20 protein-coding genes are annotated in these 19995 nt (G+C 61.0%); 15 read left to right on the top strand and 5 right to left on the bottom strand.

Annotated features, from left to right (window positions below):
* Positions 1 to 8 precede the first annotated feature (8 nt).
* The 3 genes from WLY71_RS11270 to WLY71_RS11260 are packed head-to-tail and all read left to right on the top strand — an operon-like array spanning position 9 to position 4400.
* The gene (locus tag WLY71_RS11270) at positions 9 to 1616 is read left to right on the top strand and encodes a carboxyl transferase domain-containing protein (RefSeq protein ID WP_347803606.1); all 1608 of its coding nucleotides are present in this window, start codon (positions 9 to 11) and stop codon (positions 1614 to 1616) included.
* Between the two features lie 13 nt (positions 1617 to 1629).
* Positions 1630 to 2445 carry a gamma-carboxygeranoyl-CoA hydratase gene (locus tag WLY71_RS11265; protein WP_347803605.1) on the top strand — a complete coding sequence of 272 codons (816 nt, stop codon included), beginning with the start codon at positions 1630 to 1632 and terminating at the stop codon, positions 2443 to 2445.
* Entirely contained in the window at positions 2445 to 4400 is a 1956-nt protein-coding gene (locus tag WLY71_RS11260) for an acetyl/propionyl/methylcrotonyl-CoA carboxylase subunit alpha (protein WP_347803604.1), read from the top strand. The genes WLY71_RS11265 and WLY71_RS11260 overlap by 1 nt, the downstream gene beginning before the upstream one ends.
* A gap of 39 nt (positions 4401 to 4439) precedes the next feature.
* Here the strand turns inward: WLY71_RS11260 and WLY71_RS11255 are convergent, their stop codons facing one another.
* Positions 4440 to 5090, bottom strand: coding sequence for a LexA family protein (locus WLY71_RS11255; protein WP_149629367.1), 651 nt, complete (start codon positions 5088 to 5090; stop codon positions 4440 to 4442).
* 129 nt (positions 5091 to 5219) lie between these two features.
* On the opposite strand from WLY71_RS11255, the gene WLY71_RS11250 reads away from it, so the two are divergent.
* Positions 5220 to 5561 carry a DUF6124 family protein gene (locus tag WLY71_RS11250; RefSeq protein WP_347803603.1) on the top strand — a complete coding sequence of 114 codons (342 nt, stop codon included), beginning with the start codon at positions 5220 to 5222 and terminating at the stop codon, positions 5559 to 5561.
* A gap of 483 nt (positions 5562 to 6044) precedes the next feature.
* Entirely contained in the window at positions 6045 to 7196 is a 1152-nt protein-coding gene (locus WLY71_RS11245; protein WP_347803602.1) for a M14 family metallopeptidase, read from the top strand.
* Positions 7197 to 7237: 41 nt separating this feature from the next.
* On the opposite strand, the gene WLY71_RS11240 is transcribed toward WLY71_RS11245, so the two are convergent.
* Positions 7238 to 7684 carry a winged helix-turn-helix transcriptional regulator gene (locus WLY71_RS11240; RefSeq protein WP_347803601.1) on the bottom strand — a complete coding sequence of 149 codons (447 nt, stop codon included), beginning with the start codon at positions 7682 to 7684 and terminating at the stop codon, positions 7238 to 7240.
* A 96-nt stretch (positions 7685 to 7780) separates the two neighbouring features.
* Between WLY71_RS11240 and WLY71_RS11235 the strand changes: the two genes are divergently transcribed.
* Positions 7781 to 8983, top strand: a complete 1203-nt coding sequence (locus WLY71_RS11235) for an MFS transporter (RefSeq protein WP_347803600.1) — start codon at positions 7781 to 7783, stop codon at positions 8981 to 8983.
* Between the two features lies 1 nt (position 8984).
* Here the strand turns inward: WLY71_RS11235 and WLY71_RS11230 are convergent, their stop codons facing one another.
* Together WLY71_RS11230 and WLY71_RS11225 are read right to left on the bottom strand one after the other, a co-directional pair.
* Positions 8985 to 9530 (bottom strand): cytochrome b, encoded by a 546-nt coding sequence (locus WLY71_RS11230; protein ID WP_347803599.1) that lies wholly within the window; start codon positions 9528 to 9530, stop codon positions 8985 to 8987.
* Complete coding sequence (locus WLY71_RS11225; protein ID WP_347803598.1) at positions 9527 to 10615, bottom strand: catalase family peroxidase; 1089 nt, start codon at positions 10613 to 10615, stop codon at positions 9527 to 9529. Before WLY71_RS11225 ends, WLY71_RS11230 begins: the two co-directional genes overlap by 4 nt.
* 142 nt (positions 10616 to 10757) lie before the next feature.
* On the opposite strand from WLY71_RS11225, the gene WLY71_RS11220 reads away from it, so the two are divergent.
* On the top strand, positions 10758 to 11264 hold the full coding sequence (locus WLY71_RS11220; protein WP_347803597.1) for an RNA polymerase sigma factor: 507 nt from the start codon (positions 10758 to 10760) through the stop codon (positions 11262 to 11264).
* Positions 11261 to 12013 carry an anti-sigma factor family protein gene (locus WLY71_RS11215; RefSeq protein ID WP_347803596.1) on the top strand — a complete coding sequence of 251 codons (753 nt, stop codon included), beginning with the start codon at positions 11261 to 11263 and terminating at the stop codon, positions 12011 to 12013. Before WLY71_RS11220 ends, WLY71_RS11215 begins: the two co-directional genes overlap by 4 nt.
* 82 nt (positions 12014 to 12095) lie before the next feature.
* Here the strand turns inward: WLY71_RS11215 and WLY71_RS11210 are convergent, their stop codons facing one another.
* Positions 12096 to 12932: an IclR family transcriptional regulator gene (locus WLY71_RS11210; RefSeq protein ID WP_008148459.1), complete on the bottom strand. Its 837-nt coding sequence runs from the start codon at positions 12930 to 12932 to the stop codon at positions 12096 to 12098.
* A gap of 244 nt (positions 12933 to 13176) precedes the next feature.
* Between WLY71_RS11210 and WLY71_RS11205 the strand changes: the two genes are divergently transcribed.
* From WLY71_RS11205 to WLY71_RS11175, 7 genes are all read left to right on the top strand, one after another.
* Complete coding sequence (locus tag WLY71_RS11205) at positions 13177 to 14202, top strand: ABC transporter ATP-binding protein (RefSeq protein WP_347803595.1); 1026 nt, start codon at positions 13177 to 13179, stop codon at positions 14200 to 14202.
* Entirely contained in the window at positions 14199 to 15068 is an 870-nt protein-coding gene (locus tag WLY71_RS11200) for an ABC transporter permease (protein WP_347803594.1), read from the top strand. The genes WLY71_RS11205 and WLY71_RS11200 overlap by 4 nt, the downstream gene beginning before the upstream one ends.
* A 6-nt stretch (positions 15069 to 15074) precedes the next feature.
* Entirely contained in the window at positions 15075 to 15869 is a 795-nt protein-coding gene (locus WLY71_RS11195; protein ID WP_008148452.1) for an ABC transporter permease, read from the top strand.
* 7 nt (positions 15870 to 15876) lie between these two features.
* A complete protein-coding gene (locus WLY71_RS11190) occupies positions 15877 to 16167 on the top strand; it encodes a (2Fe-2S)-binding protein (RefSeq protein WP_347803593.1) in 291 nt (96 codons plus the stop codon).
* A 121-nt stretch (positions 16168 to 16288) separates the two neighbouring features.
* Complete coding sequence (locus WLY71_RS11185; RefSeq protein ID WP_347803592.1) at positions 16289 to 17644, top strand: FAD/NAD(P)-dependent oxidoreductase; 1356 nt, start codon at positions 16289 to 16291, stop codon at positions 17642 to 17644.
* Complete coding sequence (locus tag WLY71_RS11180; RefSeq protein WP_347803591.1) at positions 17641 to 18756, top strand: NAD(P)/FAD-dependent oxidoreductase; 1116 nt, start codon at positions 17641 to 17643, stop codon at positions 18754 to 18756. The genes WLY71_RS11185 and WLY71_RS11180 overlap by 4 nt, the downstream gene beginning before the upstream one ends.
* A gap of 18 nt (positions 18757 to 18774) precedes the next feature.
* The gene (locus WLY71_RS11175) at positions 18775 to 19836 is read left to right on the top strand and encodes an ABC transporter substrate-binding protein (protein ID WP_347803590.1); all 1062 of its coding nucleotides are present in this window, start codon (positions 18775 to 18777) and stop codon (positions 19834 to 19836) included.
* Positions 19837 to 19995: the final 159 nt, after the last annotated feature.

The raw sequence follows: 19995 nt of genomic DNA, 5'->3' as shown, positions 1-19995 counted from the left end.
AGCTGTCCATGGCTATCCTGCATACCCAGCTCAACCCCCGTTCGGCGGAGTTCGCGGCCAACAGCGCGGCGATGCTCAAACAGGTCGACGACCTGCACACCCTGCTCGCTAAAGTTCAGCAAGGTGGCGGCCCGAAGGCGCAAGAGCGCCACACTTCGCGGGGCAAACTGCTGCCTCGTGAACGGATCAATCGCCTGCTCGATCCGGGTTCACCGTTTCTCGAGATCAGCCAATTGGCGGCCTACGAGGTGTATGGCGAAGACGTTCCGGCCGCTGGCGTGATTGCCGGGATCGGTCGTGTGGAAGGCGTCGAATGCATGATCGTCGCCAACGACGCCACCGTAAAAGGTGGCTCGTATTACCCGCTGACCGTGAAAAAACACCTGCGCGCCCAAACCATCGCCCAGCAGAATCGCTTGCCGTGCATCTATCTGGTGGACTCTGGCGGCGCCAACCTGCCACGTCAGGATGAAGTGTTCCCGGACCGTGAGCACTTCGGACGGATCTTCTTCAACCAGGCCAACATGAGCGCGATGGGCATCCCGCAAATCGCGGTGGTCATGGGTTCCTGCACCGCCGGTGGCGCGTACGTGCCGGCCATGGCCGACGAAGCAATCATGGTGCGTGAACAAGCGACAATTTTCCTCGCCGGGCCACCGCTGGTGAAAGCCGCGACCGGTGAAGTGGTCAGCGCCGAAGACCTCGGCGGGGCCGATGTGCACTGCAAGATTTCCGGGGTGGCCGACCATTACGCCGAGAGCGATGAACACGCCTTGGCCATTGCGCGACGCAGCATCGCCAACCTCAACTGGCGCAAACTCGGTGAGCTGCAACAGCGCACACCAATCGCCCCGCTCTACAACAGCGATGAGTTGTACGGCGTGGTGTCGGCGGATGCCAAGCAGCCGTTCGACGTGCGCGAAGTGATCGCGCGGTTGGTGGATGGTTCGGTGTTCGACGAATTCAAAGCGTTGTTCGGGACGACCCTGGTGTGCGGCTTTGCCCACTTGCACGGTTACCCAATCGCGATCCTCGCCAACAACGGCATTCTGTTCGCCGAAGCCGCGCAGAAAGGCGCGCACTTCATCGAACTGGCCTGTCAGCGCGGCATTCCGCTGCTGTTCCTGCAAAACATCACCGGTTTCATGGTCGGCCAGAAGTACGAGGCCGGCGGCATCGCCAAGCATGGCGCGAAACTGGTGACCGCCGTGGCGTGCGCCAAGGTACCGAAATTTACCGTGATCATCGGCGGCAGTTTCGGTGCCGGTAACTACGGCATGTGCGGCCGGGCTTACGATCCACGTTTCCTGTGGATGTGGCCGAACGCACGCATCGGCGTGATGGGCGCCGAGCAGGCGGCTGGTGTTTTGGTGCAGGTGAAACGCGAGCAGGCCGAACGCAGTGGTCACGGTTTCAGCGCCGAGCAGGAAGCCGAGATCAAGCAACCGATCCTCGACCAGTATGAAGAACAGGGTCATCCCTACTACTCCAGCGCCCGGTTGTGGGACGACGGCGTCATCGACCCGGCGCAAACCCGCGATGTATTGGCCCTGGCCTTGTCGGCATCGCTGAATGCGCCTGTCGAACAGAGCCGCTTCGGCGTGTTCCGGATGTGATCGGGAGAAAATCATGAGCGACTTCAACACCCTCGAACTGCTGACCGACCCACGTGGTTTCGCGACCCTGTGGCTCAGCCGTGAAGAAAAGAACAACGCGTTCAACGCCGAAATGATCCGCGAACTGATCCTCGCCCTGGACAAAGTGTCGAGCGATGCCAGTCTGCGTTTCCTGTTAGTGCGTGGACGCGGCAAGCATTTCAGCGCCGGCGCGGATCTGGCCTGGATGCAGCAATCGGCCGAACTCGATTACCACACCAACCTCGACGATGCCCGGGAACTGGCGGAGTTGATGTACAACCTCGCCAAGCTGAAAGTCCCGACGCTGGCGGTGGTGCAAGGCGCTGCATTCGGTGGTGCGCTGGGCCTGATCAGTTGCTGTGACATGGCCATCGGCGCCGATGACGCGCAGTTCTGCCTGTCGGAAGTGCGTATCGGCCTGGCCCCGGCGGTGATCAGTCCGTTCGTGGTGCAAGCCATCGGCGAACGCGCGGCACGTCGCTACGCGCTGACTGCCGAGCGTTTCGGCGGACAACGAGCGCGGGAAATCGGCTTGTTGTCGGAGAGTTATCCGATCGTTGAACTGGAACAGAAAGTCGAACAGTGGATCGACAACCTGTTGCTCAACAGCCCGGCCGCCATGCGTGCCAGCAAGGACTTGCTGCGCGAAGTCGGCCACGGCGCGCTGACCCCGGCACTACGCCGCTACACCGAAAACGCCATCGCCCGCATCCGCGTCAGCCCCGAAGGTCAGGAAGGCCTGCGGGCCTTTCTGCAAAAGCGTCCGCCGAGCTGGCAAGCCGAAACCACCACCAAGGAGCCGCGTTGATGAGCGCACCTGTTCTCACCACCCTGCTGGTGGCCAACCGCGGCGAAATCGCTTGCCGGGTGATGCGCACCGCCAAAGCCCTGGGCCTGACTACCGTGGCCGTTCATAGCGCCACTGACCGTGAAGCCCGACACAGCCGCGAAGCGGATATCCGCGTCGACCTCGGTGGCAGCAAAGCCGCTGACAGTTACCTGAAAATCGACAAACTGATCGCCGCCGCCAAGGCCAGCGGCGCTCAGGCGATTCATCCGGGTTATGGCTTTCTTTCCGAGAACGCCGGGTTCGCCCGCGCGATCGAAGAAGCCGGCCTGATTTTCCTCGGCCCGCCCGCCTCGGCCATCGATGCGATGGGCAGCAAATCCGCGGCCAAAGCCTTGATGGAAACCGCCGGCGTGCCATTGGTTCCGGGCTATCACGGCGAAGCTCAGGACCTCGACACTTTCCGCGACGCCTGCGAACGCATCGGTTATCCGGTGCTACTCAAGGCCACCGCTGGGGGCGGCGGCAAAGGCATGAAAGTGGTCGAGGATGTCAGCCAGTTGGCCGAAGCCTTGGCCTCGGCCCAGCGTGAAGCGAAATCCTCGTTCGGCGATTCGCGGATGCTGGTGGAGAAGTACCTGCTCAAACCGCGCCACGTGGAAATCCAGGTCTTCGCCGACCAGCATGGCAACTGCCTGTACCTCAACGAACGTGATTGCTCGATCCAGCGTCGGCACCAAAAAGTCGTTGAAGAAGCACCCGCTCCAGGCTTGAGCCCGGAACTGCGTCGCGCCATGGGTGAGGCCGCCGTGCGATCGGCACAGGCCATCGGTTATGTCGGCGCCGGCACCGTGGAGTTTCTGTTGGATTCGCGGGGTGAGTTCTTCTTCATGGAGATGAACACACGCCTGCAAGTCGAACACCCGGTCACCGAAGCCATCACCGGCCTCGATCTGGTGGCCTGGCAGATTCGTGTGGCCCGCGGCGAAGCGCTGCCGATGACTCAAGCCGAGGTTCCGCTGATCGGCCATGCCATCGAAGTGCGGTTGTATGCCGAAGACCCGGGCAATGATTTCCTGCCGGCTACCGGTCGACTGGAGCTGTATCGTGAATCCGCGCAAGGTCCGGGACGGCGGGTGGACAGTGGCGTCGAAGAAGGCGATGAGATCTCGCCATTCTACGACCCGATGCTCGGCAAACTGATTGCCTGGGGTGAAGATCGTGAACAGGCGCGACTGCGGCTGCTGAGCATGCTCGATGAGTTCGCCATTGGCGGGCTCAAGACCAACATCAACTTCCTGCGCCGGATCGTCGGCCATCCGGCGTTTGCTGCGGCCGAACTGGATACCGGATTCATTCCGCGTTATCAGGAAGAACTGCTGCCAGTCACCTCGGACCTCAGTGACGAGTTCTGGCAAGCCGCTGCCCAGGCGTTTGCCCAAAGTCAGCCGAGTACGACCCGTGCCGATGATCCGGTTTCGCCTTGGGCCAACAGCAACGGTTTCCGTGCCGGACTGCCGACAGAAATCACCTTGCATTTGAGTTGTGAAGGCCAGGATCGCGCGCTGACGTTGGGCGACGCTGATGCCCACACCGCTCAACTCAAGGGGGAGCAACTGCTGACCGAGCACAACGGCCTGCGCCGCCAGCATCGGGCAATTCGCCATGGCGACGTTGTGTATCTGCAATGGGAAGGTGAATTGCGCCGCATCGAGTCCTACGACCCGATCAGCGCCGTCGAGGCCAGTCACAGCCATCACGGCGGGCTGACCGCGCCCATGAATGGCAGCATCGTGCGGGTGCTGGTGGAAGCCGGGCAAACGGTCGAAGCCGGGGCGCAGCTGGTGGTGCTGGAGGCGATGAAGATGGAGCACAGCATTCGTGCGCCACACGCCGGGGTGATCAAGGCGCTGTATTGCCAGGAAGGCGAAATGGTCAGTGAAGGCAGTGCGTTGGTCGAGTTTGAAGAAGCATGAAATGAAGATCGGTCCTACGCCTTGCGAGGACCGATCTGATTAGAATTTGGCGGTTGCCTGAACCACTACGCCGATAATTCGGCACTCGTCGGTGAAGATAGCCTTCGGATAGGTCGGATTGAGCGGGACCAGATAACGCTGCCCGCCCTCTTCGATCAACTTGCGAAAGGTCGCCTCGGCGCTGTCCGGCCACTGGGCGATCACCAGTTTTCCGGGTTCCGGCACGATGGCCGGGTCCACCAGGATCATCATGCCCTCGGCAATGCTGATACCCGTGGGCGCGGTCATCGCATCGCCCACCACACTCAGCCAGAAGGCCGGGCCCTGGGCGTGGTAGTCGGTCAGCTCGAAGCGTTCCTCCTTGCGATACACCGTCAGCTCACCATCGCGCAGCTGCGCCGGCTCCTTCCAGTCACTGACCGGGTAGCGGAAGTACGGGTTGTACTTCAGCGCCAGAGGCATCTCCTCCTCTTCCAAGATGAGTGGTTCGCGGATCACCAGCGCCACTTCGAGAAAATCCATGCCCAGCGCCTTCAACACACGGTTCATGTTGACGACGCCGGGGTCGCGGCGTTTGTTCAGCCAGTGGCCGACGCCGCCCTGGGACATCCCGAGGCGATCTGCGAGTTCTTCTTGAGTGACTTTGAGTTCACTCATCTTGGCCTTGACCAATTCAATCCATTTATCCATGTGCGGCACGATACGTGGGCGCCTCCGGCCATCAAAACACAAATTGTAGTATTTAATCTCTCGTCATAAATACAGTACGTACTAGGATTGGTTCACGGATCTGAATCTATCACGGAGTTTGCCATCGCCATGTCCATCCCCTGCAACGACCTGCCTGACATGCAAATCGACACTTCCCTCACCTCGCCCAAAGGCTCTGCCGCCGCGCAACGAGCGCTGGACTATTACTTGAAACCAGCTGTTTCAGAGGAAGTGGTCGAAGAACGTTTCTTTGACGTAAACCGCAACATCAGCTGCGAAGAGGCGCTGGTCCATGCCACGGATTTGCTACGTTGTGCCGCCGCCATCGCGTACGAGTCAGCCAGCAATTTGCAGGGCGCAAGTCGGGACCTGGCGTTTTCGGCGGTGCACATGATCGACATGGCCAAGGCGATGGTGGATCGATCCCTGGAGGACGATCAGAACGGGTGAGACACGGGTGCTGACTAGGAGGACGGGAAAGAATTTTCCAATCGCGCAGATAAAAACATTTGACTTGCAAACGAGAATGATTATTATTGCATGCAGCTGGTCGCGAGATCAGTCGATTGTCCAAGTGACCTTAGGTCGGTCTCCTGGACTATCTCCTCATCAGGCTAATCACGGTTTTTGACCCGGCTTATTGCCGGGTCTTTTTTTTGCCAGTTATTCTGGCTTTACCTTCAGGCTAATGAAGTCTTTAGGTGCTGCAAATTCGAATGGCGCGGATGATATCAAAAGAATGTCCGTTGGCAAGAGAAGCCCGGCTTCATTGGCCCAAACTAATCAAAAATAGCGCTTGAGAATCAATCGCACAGTCTCTAAGCTGCGTCGGCGTCAAGGAGGACGCCCCCGCTTAACCCCAGAATTTCCCCCGGTTTTTCCCTTCCCAGCGTGTAAAGTAACAGCCATAAAAATCATATTCAGGAATCGACTATGACCGTGGCTAAATCCTCTTTCGACATCAGTGCCAACTTCGACAGTGGCAACATTGAAGTGCTGGACATCAGCAATCCGTTGCAAGCCCTGCTGGCTATCAAGCCAGACACCCGCAGCCAGCACTTTCAGTGGTTCCACTTCAAGGCCAGCGGTCTGCACGTCGGTCAGGAACACTGGTTTCGTCTGAACAATGCCAGCAAGTCCTCCTACAACAAAGCCTGGGATGGTTATCAGGCGGTGGCGTCCTACGACCACGTCAACTGGTTCCGGGTGCCGACCATTTTCGAAGGTGACTGCCTGCGCTTCAGCCTTGAAGCCACCGCCACCCACGCCTGGTTTGCTTACTTCGAACCCTACAGCCGCGGTCGCCATGACTGGTTGATCGAGCAGGCGTTGTCCAAGGCCGGCACCGAACTGCTGGCCACCGGCAAAAGCGTCGAAGGTCGAGACATCCAACTGCTGCGTAAAGGCACGGGCGCCGAAGCTCAACGCAAGGTCTGGATCATCGCCCAGCAACACCCCGGCGAACACATGGCCGAATGGTTCATGGAAGGCGTGATCGAACGTCTCGAAAAACACGACGATCCGATATTGAACAAACTGCTGACTAGCGCCGATCTATATTTGGTTCCGAACATGAACCCGGACGGCGCTTTCCACGGTCACCTGCGCACCAACGCCATGGGCCAGGACCTGAACCGCGCCTGGCAGAGCGCCAGCCAGGAAATCAGCCCGGAAGTGCTGTTCGTTCAGCAGCAGATGGAAAAGTACGGCGTGGACCTGTTCCTCGACATCCATGGCGACGAAGAAATCCCCTACGTGTTCACCGCCGGCTGCGAAGGCAACCCGGGCTACACGCCACGAATCGAAAAACTCGAAGAGCATTTCCGCAGTCATCTGAAGCACCTGACCAAGGACTTCCAGACCAAGCACGGCTACACCCACGACGAGCCGGGCAAAGCCAACATGACCCTGGCGTGCAACAGCGTTGGCGAGAAATTCGACTGCCTGTCGCTGACCCTCGAAATGCCCTTCAAGGACAACAACGATGCGCCGAATGCGCTGACCGGCTGGTCTGGCAAACGCTCGAAGCAATTGGGCAAGGATGTGATGACGACCGTGGCTGACATGGTCGATACCTTGCGCTGATCACGCTCGATGGCTGCATGCCCGGCATGCAGCCATGCCTCTCACTCGGCAGCAATCCGCACGCAATCCTCAGGGCCCAGCAAGCGCCCATCCTCGGCACGTAATTCCAGCGTCTGCACCGGTCGGCCGTTCTCTCGGTCAACAACCCGCGAATGCGCCTCCCCTGCCTCATAGAAAAACGCCTCGCCCCATTGGCGCAATCCGATAATCAACGGGAACAGGCCTTTGCCCTTTTCGGTCAACACATACTCCTGATACGCACTGCCGTCCGATGCCGGCACCAGGTCGAAAATGCCGTGGGCCACCAGGGTGCGCAGCCGCGCAGACAAAATATTCTTGGCCATGCCCAAATTGCGCTGAAACTCCCCGAACCGGCGTATGCCGTCAAATGCATCGCGCACGATCAGCAACGACCACCCATCACCAATGGCATCCAGGGAACGGGCAACCGGGCATTCGGCGTTTTCCATGCTTGTACGTTTAGCCATGAGCGCGCTCACCTCCATCAAATGTAGTTGCAATATAAAACCAGCTTCCTTACCGTACAACTGGTTTCACTTTGAAACCACACAAGGAAGCCCGTCATGAAACCTGAACATCCATTGAGCGGCGCCGTGGTGCTGCTGTTTGCCATCGCCTGCGGCCTGGCCGTCGGCAATGTTTACTACGCACAACCGCTGCTCGATGCCATGGCCGAGGCCTTCGCCATTGACCCCGCAACCGTCGGCATCGTCGTCACGCTGACTCAAGTCGGTTACGGCGCAGGCTTGGTGTTGCTGGTGCCGCTGGGTGACCTGCTCAATCGCCGGCGCCTGATCGTTACGCAAACTGTGCTGTCGGCGCTGGCCTTGCTCATGATCGCACTGGCGCCTGACAACATCTGGCTGCTGATCGGCATGACATTGACCGGGTTATTGGCTGTCGTGACCCAAGTGTTGGTGGCCTACGCCGCGACATTGGCCATCCCGGAACAGCGAGGGCGTGTGGTCGGTGTGGTCACCAGCGGCATCGTCGTCGGTATTCTGCTCGCCCGGACAGTGGCCGGCGGCATGGCTGACCTCGCCGGTTGGCGTTCGATTTATCTGTTGTCAGCGGGTTTGACGCTGGTGATGGCGTTGCTGCTGTTTCGTGTGTTGCCCAAGCATGAAGATGCGCAACCCGCCAGTTCCTACGGCGCCTTACTGGGCTCGGTATTCACGCTGTTCAAGGAAGAACCGGTGCTGCGCCAGCGGGCGGTGCTTGCGCTACTGACCTTCGCCAGCGCCATGGTGTTGTGGACGCCCATGGTGCTACCGCTGAGCGCTCCGCCGATGTCGTTGTCCCACACACAAATCGGATTATTCGGACTGGCAGGTGCCGCCGGTGCACTGGCCGCCGCTCGCGCCGGGCATCTGGCTGATCGTGGCCTGGGACAATGGACCAGCGGTTTGTCACTCCTGTTGATGCTGGTTTCCTGGCTGCCGATCGCCTTCACCCAGTCCTCATTGTGGGCATTGCTGCTTGGCGTGATTACCTTGGATCTGGGTTTGCAGGCCGTGCACGTCACCAGCCAGAGCATGATCTACAGCGTGCGCCCCGAAGCCCAAAGCCGACTCACCGCCGGCTACATGCTGTTCTATTCAGTTGGCAGCGCCTTGGGGTCGATCGGTTCGACGGCGATGTACGCATGGGCCGGGTGGCTCGGCGTATGCCTGCTGGGCGCAGGCATCAATGCTGTGGCGTTGCTCTATTGGTGGCGAACGCTGTCCATGAAAGCCCCCTCGCCACAGTGCCTCGCCAGCCTTTAGGTCATCCGCGATCCTTCCCCCGCAACATGCTGTCCAGCACCTCATCGCGACGCACCCAGCCGTGAAACAACGCCGCCGCCAAATGCAGCAGCACCGTCAAGAACAGCAGATACGCCAAATACCCGTGAGCCTTGCGCAGGAACGCAAACACCTGCGCATTCGCGGGCAGGATCGATGGCAACTGCAATGAGCTGCTGAGCATCACCGGATCCCCCGCCGCCGAAATCATCGCCCAACCCAGCAGTGGCAGAATCAGCATCAAGGCGTACAGCAAAACATGTGAAGCCCTGGCCGCTAGCGCTTGCCAACCCGGCAGATCCGCTGGCAGCGGTGGCTGTTGAGTGGAAAAGCGCACGGCCAGGCGCACGATCACCAGCAGCAGAATCGCGACGCCCAAGGGTTTGTGCAGATGAATCAGCCACTCATAACGCTCGGACACCGAAGCGGCCATGCCCGCGCCGATAAACAGCATGGCAATGATCATCAGCGCCATCAGCCAGTGCAGCAATCGCGCTAAAGGCGCGAAGTGGTTCGGTTGAGCGCTCATTGACGAGACTCCTGTTTATTAGCAGCGGGCAACTGGCTGACTTCGCTGGTACGACGCAAGTAGGAAGTGGCGTACCCCGCTGAACGAGCGGCGAGCAATGGGTCGTCGGAACTTTCTATACCGGCGGGCAGTACCAGCGGGTCGTAGTTGATGTCACGGCATTCGCCATTGAGTTGCGGCTGGGTGCTTTCGAGCACCAGGGTGCCGGCGTTCAACACTTTGCGACCCTCGGGCCAGGCCTTGCTGGCGTCGTTGACCGGATCGCCAGGGTTGGCCAGCGTGATGTTCAGTTGCCAACGCAGCGGCCCTGCGGAGATCCGCTGAACCAGGTCCTTTTCCAGGAATTCACCCCCTTCAGGCGCCGTAGCACCCGCTGCATCCTGAGCGACGGGCACCATGCTCCAGCGCACCGCCTGCCGCTGACCGGCCGCGTTCACCAGGTAAAACGCATTGACGCTGTTGTAGGTTTCCGTCACGTAACTGGCCGACGGCTTGGCCGTTTTGATCCAGGCCAGGAACGGTGCCGCTTCCGGATGCGAACCGAAGAACGCTGGCACGGCAGCAGGATTCGGTTTGCCCGTGGCCGGGTCCGGTGACTGGGCTTGTTGCAATTGGTAGAACGCTTCGGGCGTGCCCACCGGGAACACCGGCATGCTGTTCATCCCGGTGCGCCACTGCTGGCCGTTGGCCTGGGTGAATCGCAAGGCCAGGCTGCGGATCGGCACGCTGTTGTCTGGCGCATAAGGATTACCGGCCGGTAATGCGAAACGCCCGACCACCGGGGTCCTCGCTTCATTGAACACCTGAGCACTGGAATAACTGCGCGCCTCGCCGCTGCTCTCGAAATGTCCGATCACGCACACGCCTTTGGAATGATTACGCCGGAAGCCCGGGTGCACCCCGTTGTTGGTTTCCAGCACATTGATCAGCTTTTTCGGCGTCAGACGCTGTGGGTCAAAGGTGCCGTTGACGTAGGCAAAAGCCCCGGCCAGGACGGCAACCACCACAGCGATACCGGCCAGACGTAATGTCAGGCTCGCGGCACTCAAGGGTGGCCGGGTTGGCGGTGATGAGCGATCTACCATGAAAGACTCCAGGGCCATCGGCCACAAGTGAGAAGGATCAAGCAGACGAACCCCACGGCGGTTTATTCCATCGCGCGGTATTTATTTTTTCAGGCGTGGAATGGTCTCTCTAGTCCACAGCGTAGTGACTAGTCAGAACTTCATGAACGATATCGACGAACGACTGAGAGAAATCCTTCCCAGATTGCGCCGGTTTGCCGTGTCGTTGACGCGCAATCCCAGCGGCGCCGACGACCTGGTGCAGTCTTGCCTTGAGCGCGCGCTGTCGAGTTGGGGCGACAAACGCCCCGAGGGCGACTTGCGCGCCTGGTTGTTTTCGATTCTGTATCGACAGTTTCTCGATGCTCACCGGCGCTCCCGGCGTTATGCACGGATGCTCGAATTCTTCACCGGGCGTGACGATACACAACCGTCGGTGGAGCGCACCGTGATCGCCCAATCGACCCTGAAAGCCTTTGACCAGCTCACCACCGAACAACGCGCCCTGCTGCTCTGGGTCTCGGTCGAAGGCTTGAGTTATAAAGAGGTCGCCGAGATTCTCGACGTCCCCACCGGCACCGTGATGTCCCGCCTGTCCCGCGCCCGCCAGGCCCTGCGCCAACTCAGCGACGGCGAAATCACCCGCCCTTCTCTGCGGAGACTCAAATGATCAGCCTGCCCCCAAGCGAGCGTGACCTGCACGCCTATGTCGACCAGCAACTCAGCGATGCCGACCGACGTCTGGTGGAAACTTTTCTGGCCAGCAACGCTGAAGTGGCTGCCAAAGTGCGTGCCTGGCAGCAGGACGCCCAGCAATTGCGCGCGGCATTGAGCGGCGCCCTGCAGCAACCGGCCAACCCGGACCTCGACCCGGCGCTGATTCGCCAACGCCTCAAACGACAATCTCGCCGTCACCTGGCCAGCGCCGCCGTGTTGCTGATCGCGGTCAGCGTCGGCGGATTCAGCGGTTGGCAAGCCCGGGAGATGACGCTCATCAGTGCCACACCGCCGATGACCGATGCCCTGCAGGCCTATCGTCTGATTGCCCAGCAAGGCATCCTGCCGGCCGATTACAAAGTCAGTGACGACGGTGATATGCAGGGTTGGCTCGACCGCTATTTCACTCAGGCCAATCGCTTGCCTGACCTCTCGGGCGCCGGTTTCAAACCGGTCAGCGGACGCTTGCTAAGCACCGAGCAAGGGCCAGCGGCGATGGTGGTCTACGAGGATCAAAGCGGCCATAAAGTCAGCTTCTACGTCCGCCCACCGGGTCCGAAAAACTACCTGTTGCCGAGGGGCAGTCGCAGCGATGGCGAGTTGCAGGCCGAGTACTGGTCGGGGGGCGGGTATAACTACGCGATGGTCAGCCCGAGCGATACGCCGGCGGCGCAGATGCTCAAGCAGACGGTACGGTTTTAAAAGATCAAAAGATCGCAGCCTTCGGCAGCTCCTACAGGGGAACTCAAAATCTGTGTAGGAGCTGGCGCAGGCTGCGATCTTTTCAACCCTGCCCGAACACTTGCGAAGGCCTACGCAGCAACGGGTCGAACGGATTGATCCGCGGTCCGATCAGTGCCGCTTCGCGCTTGAGCATTTCCACCACCGTCGGCAAGCGATCCGGCCCCAGCCGATCACTGACGGTGGCCACACTCAATGCCGCGACCGCCCGCCCTTCACGATCCAGAATCGGCACTGCCACCCCGGCCATGCCCTGCAACACGCCGGTGTTGCGCCCGGCATAACCCAGTTTGCGCACATTCTCGACTTCCGAGCGCAGGAACACCTCGTCGTACAGGTGGAAATCCTTGAGCCTCGGCAAGTTGTAGTGAATCACCGTGTCGCGCTCTTCTTCCGGCAGGAACGCCAGAATCGCCAGGCTGCCCTGCCCCACCCCCAGTGCTACGCGCCCGCCGATGTCACCGGTAAAGGTGCGGATCGGAAACGGCCCTTCGCTGCGGTCCAGGCAGATCGCATCAAAACCACTGCGCGCCAGCAAGAACAACGAATCCCCCAACGATGCCGACAGCCGCAGCAACGCCGGCCGCACCAGTTCGCGCAGGTTTCCGGTGTTCCCGGCGCGGGCCGCCAGCGCAAAGAACTCCAGGCTCAGGCGATAGCGTTTGCTGCGCGCATCCTGCTCGACCATCCCCTCATCCATCAAACTTCGCAGCAATCGGTGCGTGGTCGGTTGCGACAAACCGATGCGCTGGGCCAGTTGCGTCACCCGCTCCCCGCCCTCGACGGTGTCACCCAGGCTGCGCAGCACGGCAAACAGTCTGGAGACCGCACCAACACCGACATCACTTTTACTTTCATTCCGCTCAATGGAATCTGTCATGGGTTTTCTCGAGTATTAATTTACTCACCGAATGAAACTGAAAATAGTCATCGCTTCAGTGAAATAGGCCATTGAGCCCATCCTATTCTTCGTCCTACTCTGCGTCCAGACAGGGGCGATTCGAACAACAGCGGCAGCCGACTGAAATCGAGCGCCAACGCACCCAGCAAGACCTTTTCGTATCTGCCCATACAAAAAAGCGCGCCTTCGGGCGACGCATAACAATCTCAGGTGGAGCGCAGTTATGGCTTTTGTGCAACTTGAAGGACTCGGCAAACGTTACGGCGAGATCGACGCCGTCGTTGCGACCAACCTCTCGGTCGAGAAAGGCGAGTTCGTCTCGCTGCTCGGCCCCTCTGGATGCGGCAAAACCACCACCTTGCAAATGATCGCCGGCTTCGTCGAAGTCAGCAGCGGACGCATTGTGCTGGACGGTCGCGACATCACCCACGCCAAACCCGCCAGCCGTGGTCTGGGCGTGGTGTTCCAGAGCTACGCGCTGTTCCCGCACATGACCGTGAAGGACAACGTCGCCTTCGGCCTGCGCATGCGCAAAGTGGCCAACGGCGAGTTGCAGCAGCGGGTGGACCGGGTGCTGAAACTGGTGCGCCTGAACCAGCATGCCGAGCGTTACCCCCGGGAACTCTCCGGTGGCCAGCGTCAACGCGTTGCCCTCGCTCGGGCCCTGGTGATCGAGCCGCCGGTGCTGCTGCTTGATGAGCCGCTGTCCAACCTCGACGCCAACCTGCGCGAAGAGATGCAATTCGAGATCCGCCGCATCCAGCGCGAAGTCGGGATCACCACGCTGATGGTCACCCATGATCAGTCCGAAGCGCTGTCCATCAGCGACCGGGTGGTGGTGATGCAGGCCGGGCGCATCACCCAGATCGACGCGCCTTACACCCTCTACGAACACCCGCGCACCGAATTCATTTCCGGTTTCGTCGGCAAGGCCAATCTGCTGCCGGGCGAGCGTGATAGCACTGGTGTCGTTCAGGTGTGCAGCCGTGGCGACGGCGAACTGACCTTGAGCCTGCGTCCGGAAAAAATCGATCTGCGGGACAAAGGTCAGGGCCGTCTGCAAGGCAACATCGTCAGCCGCTTCTTTCTCGGCAGCCAATGGCTGTACGGCGTATCGACGACCCTGGGAGAACTCAGCGTGGTGCGCCGCAACGACGGTTCGGCACCGCTGACCGAAGGCACGGCGGTCGGCCTTGATTGGGATGCAACGTTGCTGCGGGTACTGAGTGTCGACGAGGTGCCGGCATGAGTACGCTTGTCGCCATTCGCCAGGGACGCCAGGGTTACTGGCTGTCGGCACCGGCCCTGGCCTTATACCTCAGCCTGCTGGTTATCCCGCTGCTGCTGACCTTGGTGCTGTCATTCAACGTCTTCGACTACAGCTCTGGGATCAACGGCGATGCCTACACCCTCGACCACTACATCAGCCTGCTGGGCGACCCGTACTTCTACGAGATCTTTTTGCGCACGATGTGGATCAGCGCCCTGACCACCCTGATCTGCGTGGTGATCGGCGTGCCCGAGGCCTACATCCTCAGCCGCATGGGCACGCCGTGGCGCTCGATTTTCCTGATTCTGATCCTCACCCCGTTGCTGATTTCGGTGGTGGTGCGCGCCTTCGGCTGGAGCCTGTTGCTGGGTGCCGACGGCCTGGTCAACCAGACCCTGCAAGCCTTCGGCGGCTCGCCGATGAAACTGCTCTACACGCCGTTCGCGGTGGTGATTGCGCTGGTTCACGTGATGCTGCCGTTCATGATCATCCCGGTCTGGACCTCGCTGCAGAAACTCGACCCCGCTGCCGAGCAGGCCGCGATGTCCCTCGGTGCCAGCCACTTCACCGTGATGCGCCAGGTGGTGCTGCCACAGATCATGCCCGGCGTACTCTCGGGCACGTTGATCGTGTTCGGCCTGGCCGCCAGTTCGTTCGCCATCCCCGGTCTGCTCGGCGGACGCCGGATTAAAATGGTCGCCACGCTGATCTATGACCAATACCTGTCGGAACTCAACTGGCCGATGGGCGCGGCCATCGCCGTGGCCCTGCTGTTGCTCAACCTGCTGATCATGCTGTCGTGGAACCGGATGATCGAAGGCCGCTATAAGAAGTCATTGGGATAACTCGTCATGTCCAAGAACGGTCCTTTCGCCCTGCTGTTCCATACCCTCGTGGTGCTGTTCATGCTGGCGCCGCTGGTGGTGGTTTGCCTTGTGGCCTTCACCCCGGAAAACACCCTGAGCCTGCCAACCACGGAGTTTTCCCTGCGCTGGTTCCGCGCGGTGTTCGAGCGTGCTGACTTTGTCGATGCGTTCTACAACAGCCTGATCCTGGCCTTTTGCGCGGCCAGTCTGGCGACACTGATTGCGGTGCCGGCGGCGTTGGCGATTACGCGCTTCGAGTTCCCCGGACGCGACTTTTTAAACGGCCTGTTCCTGTCGCCGATCATCATTCCGCACCTGGTGCTGGGTGTTGCGTTGCTGCGATTGTTTGCGCTGATGGGCGTGAATGGCAGCTTCGCCTGGCTGATCTTCGCCCACGTGCTGGTGATCACACCGTACGTGCTGCGGCTGGTGCTGGCGTCGGCCATCGGCCTGGATCGCAGCGCCGAACACGCCGCGCAATCGCTCGGTGCCGGGCGCTTCACGCTGTTCAGGGAAATCACCTTGCCGATGATTCTGCCGGGGGTGGCCGGTGGCTGGCTGCTGGCGTTCATCAACAGTTTCGATGAGGTCACGCTGTCGATTTTCGTCACCTCGCCGGCCACGCAAACCCTGCCGGTGCGGATGTACGTGTACGCCACCGAATCCATCGATCCGATGATGGCGGCGGTGTCGGCACTGGTGATTGGGTTGACCGCGCTGACGATGATTTTGCTTGATCGGGTCTACGGTCTCGATCGGGTTCTGGTGGGCAAACAATGAGGGCGCCATGGCTCTGCTGAAACGACTGGCCGAAGGCGACCGCCCGGCCCTGGACTTTACCCTCGACGGCCAACCGGCCACTGGCCTGCTCGGCGACACCTTGCTGACGGCGGTGCTGACCTGCAGCGAACACTTGCGCGGCAGCGATTTCAGCGCCGAACCCCGCGCCGGGTTTTGCATGATGGGTGCCTGTCAGGACTGCTGGGTTCGACTGGGCGATGGTCGACGCGTGCGTGCCTGCTCGACGTTGCTCGAAGCCGGGCAGCAGGTCAGCCGCGAACCGGGACGCAGCGTATGACAGTCATTTATCCGGTGCGCCCAAAAGATCGCAGCCTTCGGCAGCTCCTACGCCGAACGCGGTCTCCTGTAGGAGCTGGCGAAGCCTGCGATCTTTTGATCTTGAACTTCATGGGGTCTATATGAATTCAGTGATCATCATCGGCGCCGGTCCGGCCGGCATTCGTGCAGCACAAACCCTGGTCGCCCACGGCGTTCGCCCGGTGCTGCTGGACGAAGCCGCACGCGGTGGCGGGCAGATTTATCGTCGCCAACCGGCAAACTTCAAGCGCTCGCCGGTCAAGTTATATGGCTTCGAAGCCGGTAAGGCCAACGCGCTGCATCAGACGATTGACGCGCTGCGCGAGCAACTCGATTACCGTCCCGAGACGTTGGTATGGAACGCCGAGGACGGCGCGCTCGACACCTTGCATGAGGGCCGCGCCGCGCGGCTGGCGTTCTCCCGAGTGATCGTCGCCACGGGCGCAACCGACCGGATTCTGCCGGTACCGGGCTGGACCCTTCCGGGGGTTTACAGCCTCGGCGCAGCGCAGATCGCCCTCAAGTTTCAAGGCTGCGCCATCGGTGAACGCGTGGTGTTCGCCGGCAGTGGGCCGCTGCTGTACCTGGTGGCGTATCAATACGCCAAGGCCGGCGCCAAGGTGGTCGCGGTGCTCGACAGTTCGCCCTTCAGCGCTCAGGCCCGCGCCCTGCCCGGCCTGCTCTCGCAACCGGCCACCCTGGCCAAAGGCATCTACTACCGCAGTTGGTTGACTGCCCACGGCATCCCGGTGCATCAGGGTGCCAGCCTCACAGGCATCGATGGCGATCAGCGTGTGCAATCACTGACCTGGCGCAACGCCAAGGGCAATCAGCGTCTGGATTGCGACGCGGTCGCCTTCGCCCACGGCCTGCGCAGTGAAACCCAACTCGCCGATTTGCTCGGCTGTGAGTTCACCTGGAACCCGATCAACCGCGCCTGGCTGCCGCAACGTGACAGCGCCGGTCGCAGTAGTATCGCCGAGGTTTACCTGGCCGGGGACGGCGCCGGCATCATGGGCGCCGATGCTGCGGAAATGGCCGGCGAACGCGCAGCTCTGGCGTTGCTCGAAGACATCGGTTACCTGATACCGCCGCAACGTGGGGCGCACTTGGAGCAAGCGCTGGGACGGATCGATACCTTCCGCCAAGGTCTGGAACGGGCCTTCATCTTTCCCGAGAATTGGGCCGCCGATGCCCCGAATGACGTGATGATCTGCCGCTGCGAAGAAGTGCGGGCCGGCGACATTCGTCAAGTCGTGCGCGAGGGCCATTGGGAGATCAACCGGGTCAAGGCCCATTGCCGGGTCGGCATGGGGCGCTGTCAGGGACGGATGTGTGGCGCCGCCGCCGCGGAAATCATTGCCTGCGAAAGTCAGCGCTGCGTGTCCGACATCGGCAGGCTTCGGGCTCAGGCCCCCATCAAACCCCTGCCGTTTGGTCTTGAGGTCGAGTCATGATCGAAGTCGATGCCGTCATCATTGGCGGCGGAATTGTTGGCGCCTCCGCCGCGCTGTTTCTGAGCAAGGCCGGGCGTCGCGTCGCACTGCTGGAGCGGGACTTCTGTGGCTCGCATTCCAGCGGCGTGAACTACGGCGGCGTGCGGCGTCAGGGGCGACCGTTGTCGCAACTGCCGTTGTCGCAGCGAGCCCACGACATCTGGGGGCAACTGCCGCAGCTGATTGGCATTGACGGTGAGTATCAGCGCAGCGGCCATCTGAAACTGGCCCGCAGCCTCAACGATCTGCACGCCTTGCAAGACTATGCCGCCAACAGTCGGGGCTTTGGCCTCGATTTGCAGGTGCTTGAGCGCAGTGAATTACGCGCACGTTTTCCGTGGGTCGGCGAGGTGGCGGTCGGTGCCTCGTTTTGCCCCGATGACGGTCACGCCAACCCGCGACTGGTCTCCCCGGCGTTTGCCCGGGCGGCGCGGCGGCATGGCGCGCAGGTCCATGAACAATGCCCGGTGACGGCGGTGGAACACGACGGTCAACGCTTTCGCGTCAGCACGCAAACCAGTCTGGAGCTGCAGGCGCCCTGGCTGTTGAATTGCGCCGGAGCCTGGGCCGGCACCCTGGCAGATCACTTCGGTGAGGCGGTGCCGATGCACGCCGGGCACCCGGCGATGCTGGTCACCGAGCCGTTGCCGCTGGTGATGAATGCCAGCACCGGGGTCGAGGGCGGCGGTATCTATGCCCGTCAGGTCGCTCGCGGCAATTGTGTGTTGGGTGGCGGCCAGGGTTTTGCCCTCGACGACGCTCGCGCCCGGCCCGGTCAACACGCTGTGATCGAGATCCTGCGTCAGGCCGTCGAGCTTTATCCGTTTCTTGAAGGCGCCCAGGCGATTCGCACCTGGAGCGGCACCGAAGGTTACCTGCCCGATCGCCAACCGGTGATCGGCCACAGTGGCACTCAACCCGGTCTGCTGCACGCGTTCGGCTTTGCCGGTGCGGGCTTTCAGATCGGCCCCGCGGTGGGCCAGGCGCTCACCGAAATCATCTGCAGCGGCGCTTCAAAAACGTCGCTGGATGCGTTTTCCATCACCCGGTTTCACTCCATCTCCGTTGCTTGATAGAGGAAGGTCGCGCCAATGAATAACGTCAAACGCACTGCACTGCTCGGTTTCTCCTGGCTTAGTTTTTCTGGCTTAGGCGCCCTGCTCCCGGTCAGCCAGGCCCAGGCCGAACCGACGCTTTACCTGGGCATGAACGGTGGGACTATGGAGCGGCTCTACGCCGACAAGGTGCTGCCGGTTTTCGAGAAGGCCAACAACGTCAAAGTGGTGATTGTGCCCGGCACCTCCGCCGATATTCTGGCCAAGGTCCAGGCCAGCAAAGGCAACCCGCAGATGCACGTGATGTTCCTCGACGACGGCATCATGTACCGCGCCATCGCCATGGGGCTGTGCGACAAACTCGAAGACAGCGCACCGCTGGCGCAGATTCCGGCCAAGGGCCGCATCAAGGATCAAGCGGTGGCCGTCAGCCTCGGCGTGACCGGGCTGGCGTACAACACGCGTCTGTTCAAGGAGAAAGGCTGGACCGCGCCGACCTCGTGGATGGACATGGCCGACCCGCGTTTCAAGGACAAACTGGTGTTCCAGTCGATGGCCTCCTCGACCTTCGGCCTGCACGGTTTCCTCATGTTCAACCGGATCCAGGGCGGCAGCGAAACCGACGTCGAGCCGGGCTTCAAGGCGTGGCCGAATACAGTCGGGCGCAACGTGCTGGAGTACATTCCGAGCTCGGCGAAGATTTCCGAAATGCTTCAGACCGACGAAGCCGCGCTGTTCCCGCTCACGCCGACCCAGGTCACCGCCCTGAAACTCAAGGGCATGCCGGTGGAGTATGCGCAACCGAAGGAAGGCGCCGTGGTGCTCAACGTGGCCGAATGTGCCATCGCCAACAACACTCAGCCGGAACTGGCGCAGAAACTCGCCGCTTTCTTGCTGACGCCGGAAGCTCAGGCTGCCGCGCTTGAAGATGGCGACCAGATCCCGTCCAACCCTAATACCCCGACCACCGACAAAACCCGCGGTCAGGTCGAGGCGATGAAGCAGTATCTGAGCACTGCCATTGCGATCGATTGGGATCAGGTCAACGAACAGCGCCCGGCATGGAATGCGCGGTGGAATCGCAGTATCGAGCGCTAACTGACAAACACCCCATAACTTTCAGCAGGAACGCAATCGATGTAATTGGATGGACTCGCCCAAGCCGAGGCGTCAATGCGCCACGGTGGCAGTCTAATCAGCCAACGACAGCGAGGGCGAGTCCATGAAAAAGCATACTTCGATTGATCAATCCCTGTC

Origin of the sequence: Pseudomonas rossensis, from assembly GCF_039888995.1 — a bacterium.
In the GTDB taxonomy this organism is placed as follows: domain Bacteria; phylum Pseudomonadota; class Gammaproteobacteria; order Pseudomonadales; family Pseudomonadaceae; genus Aquipseudomonas; species Aquipseudomonas rossensis.
Note: the sequence above shows the minus strand (reverse complement) of the source record. Positions and strands in the feature narration are given on the sequence as shown.